At 67.1% G+C, this 18637-nt stretch carries 17 protein-coding genes and 1 pseudogene; 5 read left to right on the top strand and 13 right to left on the bottom strand.

Going from position 1 to position 18637, the window contains the following annotated elements:
* Window positions 1-48: 48 nt before the first annotated feature.
* Window positions 49-822 carry a phosphotransferase gene (locus tag ACIQE0_RS22815; RefSeq protein ID WP_402335112.1) on the bottom strand — a complete coding sequence of 258 codons (774 nt, stop codon included), beginning with the start codon at window positions 820-822 and terminating at the stop codon, window positions 49-51.
* 331 nt (window positions 823-1153) lie between these two features.
* Window positions 1154-1798 (bottom strand): TetR/AcrR family transcriptional regulator, encoded by a 645-nt coding sequence (locus ACIQE0_RS22810; protein ID WP_402335109.1) that lies wholly within the window; start codon window positions 1796-1798, stop codon window positions 1154-1156.
* 20 nt (window positions 1799-1818) lie between these two features.
* On the opposite strand from ACIQE0_RS22810, the gene ACIQE0_RS22805 reads away from it, so the two are divergent.
* From ACIQE0_RS22805 to ACIQE0_RS22785, 5 genes are all read left to right on the top strand, one after another.
* Window positions 1819-2106 (top strand): hypothetical protein, encoded by a 288-nt coding sequence (locus tag ACIQE0_RS22805; RefSeq protein WP_402335106.1) that lies wholly within the window; start codon window positions 1819-1821, stop codon window positions 2104-2106.
* The gene (locus ACIQE0_RS22800; RefSeq protein WP_402335103.1) at window positions 2103-2261 is read left to right on the top strand and encodes a hypothetical protein; all 159 of its coding nucleotides are present in this window, start codon (window positions 2103-2105) and stop codon (window positions 2259-2261) included. The genes ACIQE0_RS22805 and ACIQE0_RS22800 overlap by 4 nt, the downstream gene beginning before the upstream one ends.
* 603 nt (window positions 2262-2864) lie before the next feature.
* Window positions 2865-3542 carry a nitroreductase family protein gene (locus tag ACIQE0_RS22795; RefSeq protein WP_366329499.1) on the top strand — a complete coding sequence of 226 codons (678 nt, stop codon included), beginning with the start codon at window positions 2865-2867 and terminating at the stop codon, window positions 3540-3542.
* Window positions 3523-3843 carry a DUF6092 family protein gene (locus tag ACIQE0_RS22790; protein WP_402335100.1) on the top strand — a complete coding sequence of 107 codons (321 nt, stop codon included), beginning with the start codon at window positions 3523-3525 and terminating at the stop codon, window positions 3841-3843. The genes ACIQE0_RS22795 and ACIQE0_RS22790 overlap by 20 nt, the downstream gene beginning before the upstream one ends.
* Window positions 3844-3883: 40 nt before the next feature.
* On the top strand, window positions 3884-4600 hold the full coding sequence (locus ACIQE0_RS22785; protein WP_366329503.1) for a tRNA-dependent cyclodipeptide synthase: 717 nt from the start codon (window positions 3884-3886) through the stop codon (window positions 4598-4600).
* Window positions 4601-4628: 28 nt separating this feature from the next.
* Here the strand turns inward: ACIQE0_RS22785 and ACIQE0_RS22780 are convergent, their stop codons facing one another.
* The 11 genes and pseudogenes from ACIQE0_RS22780 to ACIQE0_RS22730 all read right to left on the bottom strand — a co-directional run.
* On the bottom strand, window positions 4629-5576 hold the full coding sequence (locus ACIQE0_RS22780) for a methyltransferase (RefSeq protein ID WP_402335097.1): 948 nt from the start codon (window positions 5574-5576) through the stop codon (window positions 4629-4631).
* A 281-nt stretch (window positions 5577-5857) separates the two neighbouring features.
* Window positions 5858-6400, bottom strand: coding sequence for a YybH family protein (locus ACIQE0_RS22775; RefSeq protein WP_402335093.1), 543 nt, complete (start codon window positions 6398-6400; stop codon window positions 5858-5860).
* Window positions 6397-7467 carry a PseG/SpsG family protein gene (locus tag ACIQE0_RS22770; RefSeq protein ID WP_402335090.1) on the bottom strand — a complete coding sequence of 357 codons (1071 nt, stop codon included), beginning with the start codon at window positions 7465-7467 and terminating at the stop codon, window positions 6397-6399. The genes ACIQE0_RS22775 and ACIQE0_RS22770 overlap by 4 nt, the downstream gene beginning before the upstream one ends.
* Window positions 7464-8414, bottom strand: a complete 951-nt coding sequence (locus tag ACIQE0_RS22765; protein ID WP_402335087.1) for an NAD-dependent epimerase/dehydratase family protein — start codon at window positions 8412-8414, stop codon at window positions 7464-7466. The genes ACIQE0_RS22770 and ACIQE0_RS22765 overlap by 4 nt, the downstream gene beginning before the upstream one ends.
* An 8-nt stretch (window positions 8415-8422) precedes the next feature.
* Window positions 8423-9457: a hypothetical protein gene (locus ACIQE0_RS22760; protein WP_402335084.1), complete on the bottom strand. Its 1035-nt coding sequence runs from the start codon at window positions 9455-9457 to the stop codon at window positions 8423-8425.
* Window positions 9458-9521: 64 nt separating this feature from the next.
* Entirely contained in the window at window positions 9522-10499 is a 978-nt protein-coding gene (gene pseB / locus ACIQE0_RS22755) for a UDP-N-acetylglucosamine 4,6-dehydratase (inverting) (RefSeq protein ID WP_402335081.1), read from the bottom strand.
* A gap of 108 nt (window positions 10500-10607) precedes the next feature.
* Window positions 10608-11978, bottom strand: a complete 1371-nt coding sequence (locus ACIQE0_RS22750) for an aldehyde dehydrogenase family protein (RefSeq protein ID WP_402335078.1) — start codon at window positions 11976-11978, stop codon at window positions 10608-10610.
* On the bottom strand, window positions 11978-13072 hold the full coding sequence (locus ACIQE0_RS22745; RefSeq protein ID WP_366329521.1) for an AMP-binding protein: 1095 nt from the start codon (window positions 13070-13072) through the stop codon (window positions 11978-11980). The genes ACIQE0_RS22750 and ACIQE0_RS22745 overlap by 1 nt, the downstream gene beginning before the upstream one ends.
* A gap of 297 nt (window positions 13073-13369) precedes the next feature.
* The gene (locus tag ACIQE0_RS22740) at window positions 13370-14578 is read right to left on the bottom strand and encodes a LysR family transcriptional regulator (protein WP_402335075.1); all 1209 of its coding nucleotides are present in this window, start codon (window positions 14576-14578) and stop codon (window positions 13370-13372) included.
* 1436 nt (window positions 14579-16014) lie between these two features.
* Window positions 16015-17463 carry a hypothetical protein gene (locus tag ACIQE0_RS22735; protein WP_366329525.1) on the bottom strand — a complete coding sequence of 483 codons (1449 nt, stop codon included), beginning with the start codon at window positions 17461-17463 and terminating at the stop codon, window positions 16015-16017.
* 135 nt (window positions 17464-17598) lie between these two features.
* Window positions 17599-18044 (bottom strand): annotated as a pseudogene (locus ACIQE0_RS22730) (transposase family protein); the annotation flags it as partial.
* Between the last annotated feature and the right edge of the window lie 593 nt (window positions 18045-18637).

Raw genomic sequence — 18637 nt, 5'->3', positions numbered from 1 at the left:
GAACGCCGGTCCGCTGCCCCGATGCCGATGCGGCCGGAGACGGAGGCGTCAGCCCATGAGGAGGAGGTCGCGGTCGGCCAGGATGAACTGGACGTCTTCGCGGTAGCCATCGGCGTGCCGCTCGTCGCGGTGCACATCGAAGGCAGGGTTGCCGGCCCGGATGTGCTGCTCGATGTTGGCGGCGATGGAGGACAGGCGGACCACGGCCAGGTCGAGGAGTTCGGCCGGGCTGATTCCGTGGCCGTAGGTGTCGGTGAGCAACCGCAGTCGGGCGGCGCGGTCGGGGGGTGTCTCCCAGCCGAATGCCCGGGCCAGGCGAGGTGAGGACAGGGGGACGAACCGGTGGGCCGCATAGCAGAGGTCCCAGGCGCGGTTGGAGGGGCCGGAGACGTCCCAGTCGATGATGCCGGTAACTTCGGTTCCGTTGAAGATCATGTTCCATGGGGCGAGGTCGTGGTGGCCGATGCAATCGATGCGTGCCGGCACCGCGACCTCCCGGTGTCGCCATGCCTGAGGGTCTTCGGCAAGGAATCCTTGCGTGGCGTCGTGCATCGCTCGGACGGCCAGGGCGACGCTGACCAGGGTCGCCTCGGACCGGTATTGTTCCGTCAGGGGGTAGTGCGCGGCCCGGCCCTCGATGAAGCTGAGAAGGTCGCGCGTCCCCTCGTCGGTCGTGCCGAGGAAGCGCGGAGTCAGAGAGAAGCCGGTCCGTTCGAAGTGTCGTAGCAGGGCGTGCACGTTGGGGTTGCTCTGGGCGCGTTCGACCACGTTGCCCCGGCGCACGGGGTGGGAGAACCGGCCGCCAGCCATCACCTCGTCCATGGGCAAGGACTGTAGTGGTCCTGGGCATGGAGGAAGGCGGAGTTGGTGTTTCGGTGACGTAGAGCGCGCCGTATGGCCTGGAAACGGTCGGGAAAGCACGCCCGCGCTCAGCGTGGTCGACGCCGACGCCGGCGCCGACGGCACCGCTGCCGAGGGTTCCTTGCTCATCGACGAGACCGTCTGTGAGGGCGCTCGGCGGATGGCGGCCGCCGCGGCGGAAGCCGAAGTCGACGCCGGTACGGCCGAGTTGACCGACCAGTGCTACGAGCACGGGTACCTCGTCGAGCGCCCCCAGGATCACGCAGTCCGACCGATGCACCGGGCGCTGCGGTCAGTGTGCCGAGTTCGGCGTCCCAACAGGCAGTGACAGATTGCCCAGATGTGTCAGCAGCACCTCGCCACATGCCCGCGGGTTCAGGATCTCGGGGTGCAGGACGGCCCTGAGGCTGAGTCCGTCCAGGAGCGCCGTCAGCCGCTCGGTCTCGATGTCGAGGTCGAGTCCGGGTCGCAGGGTGCCTGCGGCGTCGAGTCGGGTGAGCGCGCGGCGCGCCAGCTTTCTCGTGCCTTCGGCTGCCTGGCGTGACAGGTCACCGAAGGCCGGGTTGGTGCGGGCGGCGGTGTTGAAGTCCAGGAAGACGGTGACCTCGGCACGGCGGTGCTCGTCGAGCGGCAGCAGCTCGGCCAGGAACCCGGCTACGAGCTGGAGCTGTTCGGGGCGGGGGTGGCCGCCCAGGTCTCCGATCCGCTCCACGTGTTCCAGCAGTCGGCTTTCGGTCCGGTCGAGCATCGACTGCATCGCGAAGCGCATCAGGTCCTGCTGGCTGGCGAAGTAGTGGCGCAGTGAGCCGATGTTGAGCTGGGCCTCGTCGGCGACCGCTCGCAGCGAGGTGCGCTGCAGACCTTCACGGACGACGACTCGGAACAACGCGTCGACGACGTGGCGACGGCGAGCATCCGCGTCTACGTGCTTGGGCATGGAGCCTTTCTATCACGGCCGTGATAGAAAGGATTTATCACAGGCGTGACAGAACGAATGGGGGCTTCTTCGTGGAGACGTATCTCAATCTCATGCTCATCAGGTTCGGCCTGATAGCGGGCGGTCTCGTGGTGCTGGCGCTCCTCGCCTTCGCCGTCGCCCTGACTCTCAAGCGCAGGGGCAGGCTCGACGAGGTGCGTCGGTATGCGGACCCTGTGGTGAAGGCCGGGTTGCGCGCCGCTGCCCGACGGCTCGACGGCGGGAAGAACGAGGCATCCCGGTCGCGGCGACAGGACGGCCGGCGATGACCGGCCTCGCAATGGAGTCGTCGGAACTCCTCTACCACCTGTTGCTGGACCGCGCGATCAAGGTCGTCATCGTGGTCGTGGCCGTGGGCATCCTGGCGCTCGGGATGACGGTGATCTGGCGCAGGGCCGGACGCACAAAGAAGCGGCCCGACTGAGCCGGCGGCATCAACCGATCCACCGCTATTGACGATTCCTCGGCGGGAAGGCGCTCCGGAGCCCCGGTGCTACCGACGTCGTGTGCCCGTGGGCGCCTTCGTCGGCTGCGTTCTTCCCTCAACTAGCGGAGAACTGACGCGTGTTGAGAGCCTGACTCGACCTCTTCGCAACGTGGCGAAGGCTCGACGCTTCGAGGCCGTACGGCTATCCCATGGATGCAGCCTGAACGGGTGCGCCGGTCCGTCCTCGCCGGGGCCGTGGCAGCGGACGGCGAGCCGGAGCCCCAGCCGGAGCGGCCGGACTTCTCGGGTGACCCAGCGCGCCCCTGTCGCTACCTCGCGATGGGGCCGCAGCGCCAGGCCGGACCGGAGGTGTGATCCACCAGGGACTCACCCGTGTGGAGCACCTGCGGTTTCGTGCGGTTTCGTCCGCTGCTGCACTGAGATTTGGGCCCGCCTCCCATGTGGATGCGCGACGCATCAAGCGGCCCCTGTCAGGCGCGGAACGGCACGGAAATTACCGAACCGGGCCGAACGGGAGCGAAACGGAGACAATGCACCTGCCGTCGCAGCAGCGTGCCAGCGCGCCTGGTGACCGGGTCCATGCTGATCAACACCTCGATCCACTGCTGGGCGCCATGCGAGGCGTCGCGGGAAGAGAGATCGCGAATGACCAAACCGCTACGGATGATCGACGGTTCGCATCTGGCGACCGACACGGTGGCCGGGGCCCAGTCGGGCATCGAGGCGCATGATCCACAGCTCCCCGAGGCACTGCGCGTACTGATGACACGTCACGTCGTGCGGGAGTACACAGGCCAGCCGATCAAGGACGCAGACCTTCAGGTTCTGACGCAGGCGATGCTGGCCGCGCCCACGGCGTCCAACCGGCAGGCGTGGGCGTTCGTCGCTGTGCGCGAGAAGCGGATGCTGCGGCTGGTGCGCGCGTTCGCACCGGGCATCGTCGGCGCTCCCTCGCTCATCGTCGCTGCCTGCTTCGACCGCTCGCGTGCGGCTCGGCCGGAGAACGGCGGCTGGGACGAGGGCCTGCTGTGTGTCGCGATGGCCGTGCAGAACCTCCTGCTGGCGGCGCACGCCCTGGGCCTCGGGGGCTGCCCGGTCGCGAGCTTCCGCAAGGGGCCCGTCAGTGCGCTCCTCCGGCTCCCTCAGCACCTGGAGCCGGTGCTGGTGGTACCTGTCGGACACCCGGCCCGTGCCCTTGAGCCTCCCTGCCGTCGCGATGCGAACGAGGTGGTCTGCCATGACGTCTGGAACCGGTGAGCTGCGACGGACGGGCGAGGAACTGCTGCTGCTCGCGACGTACCTGCTCAGCTGCGGACGCGGTCTGCTGGACGAGCCCCCGTCCTACGGGCCGCTGCGCTGCGTGGACGCGGCACGCAGAACCTTCGCCCTGGCCGCTGAAGCCGGCACCACCACCCCGGACCTGGAGAACCTGCGGGCGGAGCTGGAGGACTTCCTGTGCGGCGCGATGAAGGACCGAGACCTGAAGACGTTCCTCGACTCGCTGTGCGCGCGCCTGGCACGCCTGCTACATGAGGAAGAGCTGATCGCCCATGACTGAACCAGGCCGAACACCCGAGTCCGCGGACCGCCCTGACGGCATGGACAGGGAGCAGATCAAGGTCGAGACGTTCACTCCCGACTGCCGACGGGTGCTGGAGCGCGGCGAGCACGCCCTGATCGGTGTCAGCACCGGAAACAGCTACTTCACCCAGCGCACCCTGGCAGCGCTGCTGAAATGGGCCGTCGACCTGTTCGACCACGTCGATGTCATCTATACCGACCTGCACCTGGCCGACATGTACGCAGCCGACGGGTACACGCCCGAGCATGCCGCCTCCCGGGCGAAAAAAACGGCTCGCGACGCCCACCGGCGCATCAGACGGGCAGTGGAACAGCTGCCGCCCACCAAGGCCGTTCAGGTCCGCGCACTGTCCGAGTGCGCAACTCTGCCCGGCTACCAGGCCGTCCACACACGGTTGGAGTCCGCACGCAGCCACGACCAGGACCTGGCGCGGATCTGCGACGACCATGTGGTCCAGTGGCTCGCTGACTGCGACCACACCACCCCTGCGAACGCCGACGGGGACGACCCCCGGCACCGGGCCGCGCTGGCCTACCTGATGGCCGAACTGCCCATCCTCACCGCCACACCCGAGGCGCTCGACCTACCGTCTTCGGTGTGCTGTTACCACACCTTCATGCCCATCCTCCACGGACTGCGCCGCCTCGACGGCTACTGGCACCCTGCCCAGGCACACGCCGCCGTCCACGTCGCTCCGCCGCCCGAAGCCCCCGCCGAGCGCAGTAGGGCATAGGTCCGCCAGACGGCCGCCGTGATGGGCGTCAGCAACCTCTGGCCACAACGACCGACTCCCCGCCGGAATGGCCGGAGATTCTCTCCTCACACAATCCCGCGCTCCTGAGCAGCGCACGCATTTCCTCAGGGGTGCGGGTCCGCCCGCCGAGCAGCACCAGCATCAGCAAGTCATGCCCCGGTGGAGCCCCGCAACCTCCCTCGTCCGAATAAGCCATCGGCTCGGCGATCAGGAGCCGTGCGGCCGGCGGCATCGCGGCCCGCACACACGAGAGAATCCGCACCGCGTCCGCGTCAGGCCAATTGTGGAGCACACGGCCCAGAACATAGAGGTCGGCGCCCGCGGGCAGTGGATCGAAGAAGCTTCCCGGCACCACGGAGACCCGGTCGGCGACCCCGGCGCGTTCCAGGCACGCCCTCGCGTCCTCGACCACGTGCGGGAGGTCGACCAGCACCCCGGTCAGACCCCTGTGACGGGCCAGCAAATCCGCCAGCATCGCCCCCTGACCTCCGCCGACGTCCACCACCGTCGCCTTCGCAGGGAAGTCGAACGCCGTCGACAGTGCGGCCGCCGACGAGGTGGTGCGCATCGCCTCCTGGAACATCCCGGCCAGCTCAGGACGGCCGTCGAGATAGTCGTAGAACCGGCTCCCGAACACCGCCTCGAAGCCTGAGCGCCCCGTGCGAAGGACCTGTTCGGCGGCGCTCCACGGCAGAAGGAACTCCGGCGTGAGCGCCAGGCGCAACATTCCCTCAGCCGACCCCGGAGCCCCGGGCAGCGTGTCCCGCCCCAGCTCGGTGGCCTCGAACACACCCGGCTCCACCTCGACGACAGCCCCCGTCACCGCAGCCGCCCGCAGAAACCGCACCAGCGTCCCAGGGGCGCAACCGCAGCGGTCGGCCAGCACGTCCACCGGCTGACGGCCCCGAGCCAACACCTCCACCACCCCCGTGGCCGCCAACGCCGCCAGCGCCATCACACTCCACCCCACCCCCGCGGCACCCGCCAGCCGCACATGTGCCGCCAGCCCCTCTCTCGCCGACTCCGGCTCCGCCCACGACTCCTGCGCATCTGTCATGACCTGCCAACGACCGAACGCCGCGTAGGTCCCGAGGTCCGAGCTCCGGGTGCGGAGCGTGCGCCGGAGCAGGCCGTGTGCGATGAGGCCTGGACCCGAGGGGACAGGCTGGTGAGATGGACAGGCCCAGAAGGAACGCCGGACGAGGCCCTCGTGGTGTGGGCGTGGGGCGATGGCCTTTAAGATCCAACGCGTCCATGAAGGCGAACTGCCGTGTCTACGGGCCCGCGACGCGGGCTGCGGTCCTGTGCCTGGCCGGTCGGGGGTGCTGCCGGGTACGGGGCCTGGGCCTTGTCGTGGGCGGGGCGCAGTGGGCCCCATGGGTTGTCGATTGCCACGAGCCAGGTGCCGTCCTGCTGTCGGCGGAAGAGTTCCGCCGCTTGTGCCTCTGTGCGCGTGATGGTGCCGTCGGGTTCCGTGGCGTCGAGTTGCCAGTGGGTGCTGCTCTGGGCGAGGTCGCCGTTGACGATGACGGTGGAGGCGAGGGTGTGCAGGGTCGGCCTTGTTGACAGCATCTCGGTGAAGAACGCGTGGAGTTCGGCTCTGCCGCGGTGTATCGCACCGTGTTTGTCGACCATGATGGCCTCCGCCTCGTAGAGGGCGAGCAGCCCTTCGAGGTCGCCGGCGTTGCATCGTTCGTCGAAGTGCCGGCCGATCAGTCGCGGGTCGGTGATGGCCGTGGGCGTGGCGGTCCCGGTTGGGGTGCGAGGAGGGTTGGTCATTGCGCTGCCTTTCTCTGTCGTGGCAGGTGGCGGTCGGTGGCGATATTGCCTATGGCGTCGAGGATGCGCTGTCGGCCGCGGTTGTCCACGGTCTGCCAGGCGCGTTCGGCGAGTTCCGCGCACCGGGCCGGGGCGGCCAGCAGGTCGTGTACCTGCCGTGCCGTTCGGTGTGGGTGGGCGAGCACCGTGTCGAGGGTGCCGAGGCCTTCGGCACATCCGTGGGAGACCGCGCCCTGATAGACCGGTGCCTGGTTGTCGACGACTTGGATGAGCGCCGAGGGCACGCCCAGGCAGCATAGTTCGATGGTGGTGGTCCCAGCCGCGCTCACCACCAGGTCCGTCGCGGCCATCGAGGTCGCAAGCGCGGGCGTGGGGGCGATGACGTCCACCCGTTGCCCCGGGGCGGTGGTGAGGGCGCGCGCACCGGAGGTATCCGGGGTCACCACCGACAGGTCCAGTTCAGGAATCTGCGTCAGCAGGGCCCCGGCGAGTTGCAGCGTGGCATCGCGGGCGTCGGTGCCACCGAGAACCAGCAGCACCTTCCGCCTTCCCGTTGCTCCGGCGCGGTGCAGTATGCGCCGCGCCGGAGCAACGGGGCGCAGCTTTCCGATGGCATCGCGCACGACGGCATAGGAGGGGCCGCGGAGCAGCAGTGCCCCGTCGATGGACGGTGGGGTGGAGCGGTCCGCGCCGATGTTCTGGTCGTACAGCACGTCGCCGTGCGCGTGGCGTGGTTCTCCGTCGTAGGCCGCCAGGAGTGGGGCGACTGTGGCGGCTGCAAGGTAATGCGCCTTGGGTAGGTGGTAGGCGTCAATGGCAACTGCCCAGGGGGCGAGCTGTCCCAGGCGGGTGCGGAAGTCCTCGGCGGTTTCCGGGGCGTCGATCACCGTCAGCGGTGCGGCGGCCAGGACCTGCGCCAGCCACGGTACCTCGCACGTGGTGAGCAGGACCGGGTGCAGGCCGCGTGCCGCTGCTTCCTCGGCCAAGGCGACGCAGCGCATGACGTGTCCGGTGCCCATGCGCGGGGTGGCATCGGCGCGCAGGGCCAGTACTCGTTGGGCTGTCATGCCTTGCCTTCGATGCCGTGCCCGGCGTGGACTCGCCGCCAGTGATCGCTGATCAGGTCCTCCAGGGCGGTGTGTTGGGGTGTCCACCCCAGCTGTTCCCTCGCCGCGGTGGTGTCCGCGATCGAGTGCTGCACTTCGTTGGGATGGGCGGGGTGGTGGTCGACGGCGATGGTGCGTCCGGAGATCCGTTGAGCGGTGTCGATGACGTCGCGGGTACGGGCTGGGATCGCACCGATGTTGTACGTCCGCACCGCTCCCACCACTGCGGTCTGCAGGGCCAGTTCGACGGCGTGAACGGCGTCGCAGATGTGGACGAAGTCCCGGATCGCGCTGCCGTCGCCGCGGAGGCACAGGGTGCGGCCGTGTGCGGCGCAGGCCAGCGCTTGGGGGATCAGCGAGTGGGGGTCGGGAGCCCTGCCTGCGGGGGCCACCCCGGCAGCGTTGAACAGTCGGAGTGTGACGGCATCGACGGCGCCTGTGTCGGCGTAGCTTGCGACCGCGTGCTCGGCGGCGAGTTTGGTTCGGCCGTACGCTCCGGTGGGCACGGCGGGATCGGTCTCGCGTAGGGGGCGGCCCTCTCCAGCTCCGTAGACGGCAGCACTGGACAGGAGCACCATGCGGATGCGCCGGCCGGTGCGCGCGTGCTCTGCGGCGATGGCGTCGAGCAGGTTGAGGGTGCCGGTGACGTTGGTCCGGTAGTAGTCGCCGACTGCGTGGGGTGAGGTCACCCGCATCAGCGCCGCCAGGTGACACACGGCATCCGCCTCGTGCAGCGCTCGGCCGGTCGTCTCGCGGTCGGCCAGGTCAGCGGCGTGAGCGTGCACGCCGGCCGGCCAGTTGCCGCGACTGGTCCTGCCCAGCGCCACGACGTCATGCCCGGCTGCGGACAGCGTGTTGACGACGCTTGTTCCCAGGTATCCGGTTGCCCCGGTCACCACTATGCGCATGAGGACTGTCACGCACCTGCGCTCGTCAACTCACGGGCGACGAGGTCGAGCCACAGCACGTACTCAAGCGACATGTCCAGGTCGGACCAGAGCAGCTCGGTGGTGCTGTTCCGCTCGGTGCCGTGGAACCACAGGTCACGGGTCCACACGCCCGAGGGGTCCTGGTTGCACACGATCAAGTCGGCTACGTTGACGGCGAGTTCGGCGTACCGGTACTCGCTGGTGAGGCGGTAGAGCTTCGCGGCGCTCACTGCAAGCTTGCCGCAGGAGGGGTGGAGGGCCACATCCTGGTGGCAGGACAGCATCATGTAGTCCATCAGCTCCTGTGCCAGGGCCAGGTGCCGCTCATCGCTGGTCTTCTCGTAGAGCGTGGCCAGGAACAGTGCCGGGGCTCCGAGGAACCACCAGTCCTGTCCGGCTTCCTGCACGTTCAGCTGGTGTGCGTCGTTCCCGGTGAGCAGCTGGCCTTCGGGGGACATCGTGCTGGAGAACACCGATGCGCGGTTGGGTTGGCTTTCCCATACGCGGGTCAGGAAGTCGGCTGCGGCCAGGGCCACCGCCTCGCGCCGGTGGAAGAGTGCGGCGATCCCGCTGATGCTGGTGGAGACGGTGTCGCAGCGGCCGTCACCGGGGCGCGGGCCGGTTGAGGGAAAGCCGCCGTGCTGGGGGTTTTGCAGGGAGGCTATGAAGGACATGAGTCGGTCGGACAGGTCGAACCGGCCGAGCAGATGGGCGCCGATGGCGAGGTAGCCGTTGGCGTACAGGTAGTGGATGTCGAGGAAGTACGGCTCCTGGCGGGGCGAGGGAACATCGCCGTCGGTGCCGAGGTGGGATCGCACGTACGACGCGAGCCGTGCCGCTTCGATGGTTTTGCCGGCGCATTGGAGCGCCCAGATTCCCTTGTAGGAGGACTCGATCACGTCACGGGACGAGGGCAGCGCGCCGTCGGGTCGTTGGGTTGCGGCCAGGTGGTCGGCTCCGAGAGAGGAGGCAGCTTTGTAGGACGTGGCGCGCTGTGCGAGGTCGATCTCGGTGCGGGACATGGGAATCGGATCTCCTTGTCGGGTGGTGGTTGGTGCGCGGCGTGCGAACACCGGGCCGGGCTGGTCAGGCGATGAGTTCTTGGATTTCGCTCACCGAAAGCCACTGGTCGTTGGTGTCGGAGCGGTAGCAGAACCCGTCCGGAAGACGGCCGGCCACCAGCATGTCCTCGTCGGCCACGCCGCATTGGGGCAGGATGGTGAAGCGGTCACCGCGTTGGTAGGTCCGGATGGCGTCGACGGTGGAGATCATCTCCTCGTGCAGCTTCTCGCCCGGGCGCAGGCCCACCTCATGGGTGACCGCACCGGGGTCGACGGCCTCCACGAGGTCGACGACACGCATGCTCGGGATGCGTGGGACGAAAAGCTCGGAGCCTCGCATGAGGGTGAAGGAGTCGACGATGAACTGCACGGCCTGATCGAGGGTGATCCAGAACCGGGTCATGCGCTTGTCCGTGATCGGCAGCGACTTGCCCTCGGCCGCCATCCGGCGAAAGAGCGGGACCACGGAGCCGCGGCTGCCGAGTACGTTGCCGTAGCGCACCACGCAGAAGGTGGTCTTCTGGTTGTGCGGATCGAGGTTGGCCGAGGTGAAGAGCTTGTCTGCGCAGAGCTTGCTGGCGCCGTAGAGGTTGACCGGACTGGATGCCTTGTCGGTGGACAGGGCGACGACCTTGCGCACACCGGCCGCGACGGCCGCGTCTATCACGTTCTGCGAACCGACGACGTTGGTCCGCACATACTCGTAGGCGTTCATCTCGGCGGTGTCGACCTGTTTGAGGGCGGCGGCGTGGACCACGAAGTCGACACCGTGCATGGCGGTGGACAGACGCTCGCGGTCCCGGATATCGCCGATGATCCAGCGCAGTCGAGGATCCCTGTGGAAGTGCTCCCGCAGTTCGAACTGCTTGAGTTCGTCTCGGGAGTACACGATGACCGAGCGTGGTCCCAGGTGCTTGAGTGCGTGCTCGATGAACTTCTTCCCCAGGGAGCCGGTCCCCCCGGTGATCAGGATGTCTGTGTCGTTGAATTCGCTGGTGGACACTCTTACCTCGGCTCGAAACAATTCTGTTCTCCCGGGCCAGCGGAGCTGGAGCGGGCTGTATCCGTGGTCACGCACCGGTGCGTGACGCTGTGGTGGGCGTGCGGGTGCTCAGCGGATCATTGACTTGGTCCGCATGAGGAACTCTCCGAGATACCCGTCGTGCGGTACTCCGGGCCTCATCCACGTGGTCGGGTGGTCACCGAGGTACACGTTGGCGATGCTCGGCTCTTGGAGGAGGTTCTCGACCAGTTGTCGGTCCTGGGTCATCGCGGTGACGACGAGGGAGTCCTTCAGGGGTGCGGTCCCGTCCTCCGGTGCCCATGGGCCGACCCATACGCAGGGGAAGGGGAGTTCGACGTTGAGCTGGGGTGCGTCAGAGGAGTGCACTTCGTGTACGGCGGGCCGTAGGACGGCGCCTCCCTGCGGCAGTTCGTCGACGATGCGGTCCCCGCCCAGCCAGGCGCGGGTGCCCCCGGCCACGTTGCGGAGGTACTGGTCGATTCTGTCGGCCTGGTCACGCGGCTGGACGGCCAGAATCGCCGAGGGGTCTTCCGCGGGAAGGGTCGGTATCCGGGACAGCCGCTCCGCGAGGGCCTCCGCCACCGGTGCGGGGTCGCCCTCGACGAGCACCGACGTGGTGCACACGCATGCCGTCCCGCCGAGGAAGCTCACAGCGTCGGCTATCAGGCCGATCTTCTCGTGCCAGTCGACGTCTTTGGTGACGAGCACCTTGGAACGGCCGGGGCCCTGTGGCAGTACGCGTGGGTCGCCGGCGTACTTGTCGATGACGTCCTGCCCTCCGTAGACCATGGCGAAGTCCGCCTCGGCGATGATCACGTCAGCGGTCGCGTGGTCGCAGGGCAGCAGAGCGACGGTGTCGTTGCCGAAGCCGGCTGCCCGGAGGGCTGAGACCAGTCGGAACGCGGTGAACGGCTCGCGGGTCGAGGGCCGGACCGCCACCTTGTAGCCCAGCGCCAGCGCTTCGAGCCACAGTGAGTGCACGGCCGGCGTGTTGCCGGAAGCGTGGACGGCGAACACCTCGCCCTTGCGCGTCCACACCGCCGCTCCTTCCGCCGTTCGCAGGTCGTCCCATTCGGCAACGGCGCCCCGGGGCATCGCGAGCCCGGCGGTGTGCCGCAGGGCTCTCAGAGCCTGGGCGACCCCGGTGGCGGACGAGCGGACGAAGGCAAGCGGCACACCCGAGGCGACCGAGACCAGGCGGGCGTAGGCGTCGGCGCCCAAACCTGCGACGATACCGTTCAGATAGAGGTCGGCGGCCTTCTCCAGCATCGCGAAGCGGTCGCTTGTGCGGGGCACTGATGCCTGGCGCAGGGCAGCCATGGTGCGCCGCACGTACAACGGGGAAACCAGGCTGAGTTCGCCGACCTTCTCACCGGAGGCGCTGGTCAGGTCCGTACGCCGACGAGTGTGGTACTCGCCGTCGGCGCCAAGCGCGCCGAGGGTGGCCCTCTCGCGCATCAGTAGACCCCTTCGATGACCGGGGCGCCCTCGAACGAGGCCACTGGGCCGACCTCGGCCACCGACGAACCGATCGCTCCCGCGGGCGGCTTGATCCGGGTCGCCATGTCCCGCTCCAGGTTGTTCGGCAGCAGCGCATACTTCGACAGGTGGCTCATCACCACCCGACCGCGCTGGCCGAACTCCACCTCCTGTCCCGTGTCCGGATCGATGACACGAAAGAACAAGTAGGGCGAGAACGGATCGTGGATCGGGGCACCGTGGAAATCTTCGTCAGGGCGCTCTCTTGTCCCGCCCAGGATCGTCGTGCTCCCGTAGATTCCCATCAGCGGAATGCCCGGGAACACCTCGGAGCGCAGCAACTCCCTGGTGTCGGTGTCCAGTTGAGCCCCCGACCAGACTATCGCGCGCACCGACTTGTTGATCAGGCCAACCAGCTCCGGGTGCCGGGCGAATCGCTCCAGCAGCGCCGGAGTGGTCGCCAGCACCCCGACGTCTTGACTCCGCAGGATGTGGGCCGCCTGCTCCACGATGTGCTCCGCATACGCGTCGGCGTCACCCGGACGCCCCTGCGCGATCAAGGTCTTCACCCAGCGCGGATCGAGATCCACCGTGAACTTCACGCCACCGCAGCGACGGGCCCAACGCGTGGTCACCTCACCGAACATGTGCGGACCCGACGGCACCACCGCCAGCATGTTCAGCGGCCCGCTCCGCGTGGCAACCTGCTCCAACCGGTCGTCCCACGACAGGTATGCGTCCAGCCACTCGTCGAACATCACGAAGCGCTTCGGCGCCCCCGTCGTGCCGCTGCTCTCATAGATGCCCGCAATCGGTGCGCCTGGCCCCAGCCCACGAGGCACCAGATCCTCGACCGCCGCCTGCCGGAACTCGTCGATCAGATGAGGGAACTTCACCAGGTCCGCTACGCCCTTGACGTCGGTCAGCGGATCGAAGTCGAGCGCAGACGCACGGCGCAGCCAGAACCGAGACCCGGTTTCAGCGCGGAAGTGCCACTGCATCAGCTCACGCACATACGCGTCGGCATCGATCCGAGACGGGTCCGTTTTGATATCGAGAATTGAAGTAGACATGGCACCTTTATCGACAAGTCGCAGCGTTGTACACAGTGTTGGCATGGGAAGCGGGAATGAGCTCGATGGCCAGCGGTTCGGCAGGCGTGCCCTGAGCAGGGGAAATCGGCCCGCCGTGCGCAGAGAGTTTCAACCGGTGGATCATCCAGGGAGATGGATGACGGGCGCGAATCGATGGCGCCTTCGGACCTCGGTCGTAGGAATTCAGCGGGCGGGGCCGAGCGGGACCGGGTCTTTAAGTCCCGAGCTCGCCACGTGGCCGCTGTCACGTTCCTGGGGGCTGGTGTTGAGGGTGTGTCAGGGTGCGGTTACCCCTTGTTCTGTTGTCGTCAGGCATCGGCGGGGCCGGAAGCGGGGTGCGATCGAGGAGACGGTGGACAGGGGCCTGTGGGTTCTGCCGGCGGAGCGGTAACGTCTCATGGCCCCCGGCCCGGGATGGCGCGGCCCGTTGGGGTACTCCTGCCCGGGACGGGCGCACCAGCGCCGCATCGGTTCATGGCGCCACCGGCTGGTACGTTCCCGGAGCCCGTATCCGTCCGGGCCGTATCGCCCCGTGCATAAGCCTCCGGGTTCGTCCTCCGCATCCTCGTATATCTCACTCACCGTCTCGCACAGCGCCAGGACGAACTCCTTCGCCCGCTTGCTGGCGGGCGGCCCCGGCAGTCTCGTGATGCCGATGTCGGAGACGCAGGGGCGTTCGCTCAGGATGTCGAGAGCAACGATGCGGTCGCCCAGCGCAAGGGTGTCGGCCACGCCCCGGGGCATGAGGGCGAAGCCCTCCCCTTCGCGGACCAGGCCGAGCAGGGTACCGATGCTCGACGTCTGGACCACCTGTGGTGCGGGGACACCGGCCTGGGTGAACTTCGTGCGCACGGCGGCGCTCACCGCGTGTTCGGCGGGCGCGTCCACGACGAGAAGCGGCCGCGTGGCGAGCTCCTTCAGCGTGGTGTGCCGCGGGGAGGCCAGCAGATCCGTCTGCGACACGAGAGCTTCCAACTGCACGCTCGCGAGCCGGGTGAACGGGGCTTCCTGGCCGGGCACTTCGCCGGTCACCGCGAGTTCGCAGACACCCCAGCGGAGCAGGTCGAGCGCCTCGTCGATGGTTCCCTCGTGCACGGTGACGGTGAGCTGCGGATGCAGCCGGCGGAGTCTGCTCAGCAGCGCGGGAACCACGGGTGAGGCGATCGAGTGGAGAAACGCGACATTGATCTTGCCCCATGTCTCGCCCTGCCGTTCCCGGCAGTGGGCCTGCACCTCCTGCGCGTGGAGCAGCAGTGCCCGGGCGTCGGCGAAGAATGCGCGCCCGCAGTAGGTCAGGCTGACCCCTTTGGTGCGGTGCCTCTGGAGCAGTTGGATTCCCAACTGCCCTTCCAGCCGCCGGATCGCCATCGACACGGCGGACTGTGAGGTGTGGAGAAGCTGTGCCGCATCCGAGATGTTCCCCCTTTCTGCCGAGGTGACGAAATAGCGAAGCTGGGTCAGGGTGAAATCCACGCGCTGTTTCATCGTGAATGACCTCGCAAGCTGTCGAGGGGGCAGTGTTGCCATCCGCCATGCGCAGTCCCCCTTCCGGGGAACGTCGTGCCTTGACCATGACTGTTCCTTACGGAGGCAGTGGACCTGACGCAACGTCAGTTGCCCTCCGGTGGCGACTCCGGGCCATGCTCCCCTGAAGTCCGTAAAAAAATGAGCAAGTTACTGCTAAGCCGCTCTTCATGAAAGATATACGGGAATGATCACGAAGTCGACAGCGACGCCGCGGACGTCCCGTAGGCGCTGCATCGAACCGTGGTCACCCGTCGGCGAAGTACGTCAAAATGGCATGGTCACCTGTCCCGGTCGTTCCAGGTATCCGAAATGCCTGGCGTCCGCGCCAAGTCCGAATGTCGCGTGGGGAATTCCCCCGGCGAGCTCCCCTCCCGTATCGCCGTGGGGCCGGAGGGGCCCACACCGTTGTGGGTGGGACCGACCGAGGAACTCCGGTAAGGCGGCGACGAGTTCCATGGAGCTCGACGAATCCAGCCCGTACTGGTGCAGCGGCACCCAGCGGTCCGCCTCGTCGCGTCGCACGCAGAGCAAGTCCACGAGCCGGGAAGGCAGAAGCTCTCCGCTCCCATGGGAACGGCGCGGACCGGGTTCAGCAGGCATATCTGTTCCTCGACGGGTCTCAGCAACGAGCGGGCTGGTCGGATCACCAGGCGTCAACTATTCACGACAAAGCGGGACACGTTCAAACGCACTTTGTCGATGCAAGGGAACACCTGGTGTGATGACCGGTCGCGCGCGCATGCGGAGTCCGCGGACGGGCGCGGACCGGATCGGCGCCGCGTGCGGTGGTGCGGGGGCCCAGCCGATCCACCGGGCAACCGGCGTCTTCCCACTGGGCGATCGCGGTGGACGTTGCCCATGCATACGACTGCGGGCCGCGATCCACGCGCCGCTGTTGCGGCCACCGGCGAGCCGGAGGGCGTCGGCCGGGCTCGCCGGGCCGGTCCGCCAGGCGCGGCAGGTCTGGCACCTGGCCCGGAAGCAGCACACGGCGGTCGCCTCCGTCCTGCCGCAGCTGATCACGGTGGGCCACGCCACCGTGCGGGCAGCCAAGGCGCAGGGAGACGCCGGGCATCGGCGATCCTCAGTGAGGCGTACGCGCTCGCCCAGCAGTACGCCGCGCACGTGGTGGGGCGGAGCTGTACCGGGGGATCGTGGACCGGGCCCGGATGCCGGCCGAGCAGGCGTACGCCCTCGTCCGCTCGCCGAGGCGTCGGCGTCGCGGCCTGACGGCGTCCGCAGCTCACGCGGGGGATGTCGAGGGGACGGTTCGCCCCCCTCACCGCGGGGGTGACGAACCGTCCCCTGACGCCTTCGCAAACATCGGACTACCGAGCAGAGCTGTCCTGACGGTCAAGGAAACCGAGCCACTTCTGCGTTCACATTGAGGTCCCTCAGGGCCAAGGGTAATTCGGACTGGGATGAGTGCGGGAAGGGGTGGCTTCAAGAGGTATTTGACCGACCGTCATACGCGACGGCGGGTTGGCTCGCAGTCTCGCCTCGATTTCATCCACCTGTTTGGTGTCCGTGCTGTCGGGCCCTTTTTGTTGACACATAATTCGCCAAGCGGCGTTGCTGAAATCGCTGCACCGCTTCTGCCAGAAGATTTCAATCAGGTCTGCCCTGTTTGCGGCCAGCATCTTGTCGTTGAACACCGGAAGCACTCTTCCCGGCATTCCTGCGAGACTCCCCTGGAGCTCCCCGCTTACCATTTCGACGAACTTGGTCCTCGCTTCGAACCCCAGGTGGCTGAAGGTGTTGTGCGCTTGGTTTATGGCACTCATGTAAGCCGTGACCTGTTCCGTGTTGTTAGGTAGCGTTGAAGCTTTCCTGCTGATCGCTTCAAGCGTTAGCTGGCGCCCGTATGCCAGTTCGGATTCCAGCCTCTTCCATGCTTCGGTGAGAAGCTTCGATACATCTTTCTTTAGGTCGTCCCTGACGTTGTCCAGGAGCTTGGACCAAGCATTTCCTCGTGCCGTGTAAAGCTCCTCATAGACCCTGCTTCTGAGTTGGTTGTTGCTGATGATGATTGCAGCTATCGACACAAGGCTCTTGGCGATCGAGGCGCCGATGTTGACCAGAGGAGCGACCATGACTGGCAGCGAAGAAGCAACAAGTCCGATCGTGAACTTCGCTATTCCGACAGCAAGATCGACCCCATACAATATGATGTTGGCGGTATTGCCGGCGTAAATCGCTTCCTTCAGCTTGATCGCGCTGCCCACCTCTGAGGAGATGTTTGACCCTATAACGCCAGCAGCAGCCTTCGCGTCCCCCTTCAATGCGGCTTCCACGCCCCCTTTTATGGAATCGAAGAAAAGCCCTGAGTGCTGGTAGGACCGTGCGAACTTGGTGAGGAATGCCGCTTCGCCGAATACTTCCTTCAGGAAGGGTGCGTAGGCCTGGCTGGGATTGCCCAGGGCTTCTTTGAGATCCTCGGTGACTCCTGCACCGTTGAGGATTTTATCGAACTCCTGGCGCGCGAGATTCGCTATTTCCCGGTCGGACATCCCCACGAGTCCATCTGCCGGTTTCGGTTGTTCCTGGGGTCCTCCGGCCAACTGGTTGACGACCTGTCGCGCCACCTGGAGCTGTTCGTTGTTCAGGCCCTTCTGGTCGAGCTTGGAGAGCATCTGCTGTCGCTGCGCTTCGGTGATGACGGCCTCACCGGCACTCGACAAACCGCTGGTGGAAACCAACAAAGCGCCGCCTGTCGCCGGGTTGGCACCCGCAGATGAGGACCCGTCGAGGGCATGAGCTGCCGGGAGTCCGGATGCTCCCAGCATCGCGAGACACATGGTGATGGTTACGGTAGGCTTCGCCGCCTTGCAGGCGTACTTCATGAGAACTCATCTCGCTGAGTGGGAAGCGTGGTTGATTCGGCTCCCTGCTCACGGAACCGAAAGCTCCGAGACCATTCCGTCGCGGACGCGAGAAATTGGATATGCAGGGCCGGAGCACGACCCACAGGTGGCCGGGCTTCGAGCAGGGCGCACGGTGCGTTCGCCGGGGGCTCGGGGGCGGGCGTGGTCGCGGTTGTACCGCTGGTAGTGGGTGGGATGTTCATGGTGTCCGTAGCAGAGGTGCGGGCGGTGGTGCCGGCGCCCTGATGGGCGCGGTCCGCGAGGGCGAGGATCTGGTAGGTGGGGAAGGCGTTGGGTGATGCCGCGGGCGCGGGCCGCGGTCAGATCGCGCATGCGCCCGGGAGGGGCCGGCGAGAAGTGCAGGGGGACCCGTCCGGGGCAGCGATGACCTGGACGGTACGCCGTGCTTCCTGTGCTTGTGCGAGGAGTGGTTCGGCCGCGGCGATCCTGTCGGTAGGGGTCAAGGTGCCGTCGACGATGACGAAATCCCCTTCACTCATGCCTGCCGGAGCCTCACGCAGATCTGACACTGACGCGTCCAGGACCTCGACAGTCTCGTCCGCGTTGCCGGTAGGCAGCTCTGCGTATAACTGACGTCTGGAATACGGAAGTTGACGAACAGTCGAGATGTGCCTGCCGATGCGGCCGCCCGGGCCCGGTACGTGGCTGTGTATGCACGGTGGAGCCGTTATGGCGTGAAGTGCGCAGACGGTGGAGTCGGTGTACCGGCCCATTCGCTGCGGTGCTGCTGTGCAGCGGCATCCTCACAGCGGCCTCCGGCAGGAGGCGTGTTCAAAGGATGCGTACCGGCACAGGTCAGAGCGCGCTACACGCCGAGACGATGCGGTGCAGGAGGTCCGTGCAACTCGGACAGTGATCCATGGATAACCGCCTCCTCCCGGCCGGGTGCATGCTTACCGTCGCGGGATCTCGGAAATCGAACCACCGAGTACGCCAGCCGCCTGGCCGCGCGACACGTCAAAGTTAACAACGTCACCAGCGAACACCAGGGGTATAAAGCCCCGTCATCCAGGACCAAAGTCCCAAGAGTGAAGCGCTGTTGAGGGTGCGTCGGGTCTCGTAGGCGGAGTCCGGGACGAAGACGCGGGAGGCGAGAAAGCGGCCGGCGGCGGCGACGGAGACCGGCGCGATC

The sequence above is a fragment of the Streptomyces sp. NPDC093097 genome (genome assembly GCF_044754325.1).
Lineage (GTDB): Bacteria > Actinomycetota > Actinomycetes > Streptomycetales > Streptomycetaceae > Streptomyces.
This window is presented reverse-complemented; position numbering and strand designations above follow the sequence as displayed.